Origin of the sequence: Candidatus Erwinia dacicola (genome assembly GCF_001756855.1) — a bacterium.
GTDB lineage: Bacteria > Pseudomonadota > Gammaproteobacteria > Enterobacterales > Enterobacteriaceae > Erwinia > Erwinia dacicola.
On record NZ_MAYS01000476.1, the window covers coordinates 1 to 2,237 of the forward strand.

Sequence of the window (2,237 nt, forward strand, 5' to 3'; positions counted from 1 at the left end):
ATCTCCTAACCATCAAGGCAAGTGAAGTCGGGCGGGACAGCGACGAAGACCTGCAGGCGGATACCCAAACAACGGAATGTGTGCGCGAGTTGCGGACAAACATCTATCGTTGGCAGGCGTGGTACAGGGCAACGTAATAGCCCGTTTTGTTCCTCAATAGGGAGCGAAATTTAAACGGGTATCAATTCGGGTATCTTCTCTTTCTATTGAAATTAAACACGATAAATACAGTGGCTTATTTATTGTGTTTAACTCCAAATTATCGCACCCGTCAGCGCTGGATATCGACGACCGCCAGATACTGTTTCACAGCCGTGCCAGCCTCAATGCCCTGTTTGCTGGTTTTGACGACCCATGCGTGCTGGTTCACGGCAACCTCGCGCTGAGCAGCATGTTGAAAGAGGCTTGGGACCTAGCGATGATCAATCCCGGTCGGGTGCTGTGGGCACCGCGTAGTTTGACCTTTGCCCACTGTGCGAGTCCGGTCTTTGAGAGGCCATTCTGAGCGCATATCTGCAGCGCGCTCTGGTAGCGGCGGGCTTCGTTGCCAGCCGCTGGCTGTATATCCTGTGGGAAGAGGTGGCGTGACTGATCCACACCTTACAATCTGACCAGCCGCGTTTCAAGCTCGCCGCACGCTCCCTGCTGCCGTGGCTCAGCTAGCGCTTTGCGGCTTCAGCCATTGCCACAAGCGGCCTAAGCTCTCATACCACGCCCGCTCGCTGTGTCCCAGCCAGAATGAATTCGGCATCGCCCTTTCCCATGGATTGAGTGGAGAAGAGACCGCCAGCTGATTTGCAGGCGCAGGCCAGGGGTGTAACCCCTGGCGCTGGAAAAAGATCATCGCTCTGGGCAGATGGTTAGCTGACGTCACCAGTACAAACGGCTGCTCACCGACAATTTTAGCCACTTCACTGGCTTCCTGCTCGGTATCATGCGGCTTATCCAGCGTGATAATAGCTTCGGCAGGCACGCCCAGCGACTGCGCTACGCGTGACGTCACTTCAGCAGAGCTCAGTGGATTGTTCTGCGCTCTACTGCCGGTAAAAATCAGCCAGGCTCCCGGGTTAGCACGCCAGATGCGGATGCCTTCCGTCAGGCGCGGCAGGCTGTTGTTGAGCATGTTAGAGCTGGGTGCCCAGTCGTCGTTCCAAGTATAACCCCCACCAAGCACCACGATATAAGCGAGCGGGTGCTGATTGTGCCAGGTGGGGTAACGATCTTCGATGGGTGCCAGCAGACGATCGGCGACCGGTTGCAGGCTGAGCAGCAGCAAAAATATCCAGCTTGCGGAGATCAAAATTTTGCCGCTCTTTTGCCAGCGGCTAAACCAGATTAAGAAAATACCCAGCGCCATGATCAACAGCAGCATTGGCAGCGGCAGGCCGCCGAACACTTTTTTCAGCGCGAAAAGCATGGAAAAGGACTCCTTTTTGTCCGAAAAAATATCACCCGAGAGCTGAGCGGCGACTGAAAGGTTTATTCTGATTCAGTGTATGCCAAAATACCCGACTGAATCACGCTTGAACTGTCTGTATGCAGGATCGCAACTTTGATGATATCGCAGAAAAGTTTTCACAAAATATATATGGTGTGCGCCGGGAGACCGTCAGAGATCAAGGGGTAAAAGTCCCCGACCATTGAAGGACCAGTAATCCACAGGGTCCCCGAGTCATGTGTTGCATACCGCGAGGTATGGAGCGAAGCGTTGACAGGCTAGCCATTGAGCCACGAAGTGTAAAGTGTATATTAAATTCCCGGGGGCCGACGTTGTATTGTTTACGGAAGGCAACATCATGGGGTGTGTTAATGCGAGTGCCATATGGACCCAGCGGGATCTGAGACCCTAGCATGTCAATACGATCTCTACGCGGGAACCGGGAGGTCTCCCCTCTGACCATCTGCCAGTGCCGGAGATGGCCGGCACCGGGAAGACGAGGAGCCGAAGCCGGTGATGTACGGAGAGGAGAAGTCGGACTCGCTCATAGTAGCTGCGAAGCTGGCGAACAATCCGTTAGGATCGGAGCCAAGGGAAACGAGGAACAGCCACACATGCGCCGGACGCAGAGCCAGGAAAGTATGTCACAGAGACTGTCACGCGTGCGAGAAGCTGCGGAAGAAAGAACGGTTTACCGCATCGTTCCACTTTCTAATAGCAGAGGCACTGGCCCCATTCCCAGTCAAAACGCAACAAAACGGAGGGGGCTTATGCCACCAGTAAGTGCGTTTAAAATACC

The 2,237-nt window shown here is 54.2% G+C and carries 2 protein-coding genes and 1 pseudogene; 2 read left to right on the forward strand and 1 reads right to left on the reverse strand.

Annotated elements, in window-relative coordinates; all coding sequences use genetic code 11:
* The first annotated feature begins 244 nt into the window (after positions 1-244).
* Positions 245-505 carry a protein kinase family protein gene (locus BBW68_RS18915; protein WP_070135618.1) on the forward strand — a complete coding sequence of 87 codons (261 nt, stop codon included), beginning with the start codon at positions 245-247 and terminating at the stop codon, positions 503-505.
* Between the two features lie 150 nt (positions 506-655).
* Here BBW68_RS18915 and elyC read toward each other — a convergent pair whose 3' ends face one another.
* Positions 656-1,417, reverse strand: coding sequence for an envelope biogenesis factor ElyC (gene elyC, locus BBW68_RS12540; RefSeq protein WP_070135619.1), 762 nt, complete (start codon positions 1,415-1,417; stop codon positions 656-658).
* Positions 1,418-1,951: 534 nt separating this feature from the next.
* On the opposite strand from elyC, the pseudogene BBW68_RS12545 reads away from it, so the two are divergent.
* Positions 1,952-2,167: pseudogene (locus BBW68_RS12545) on the forward strand (group II intron reverse transcriptase/maturase); the annotation flags it as partial.
* Positions 2,168-2,237 lie beyond the last annotated feature (70 nt).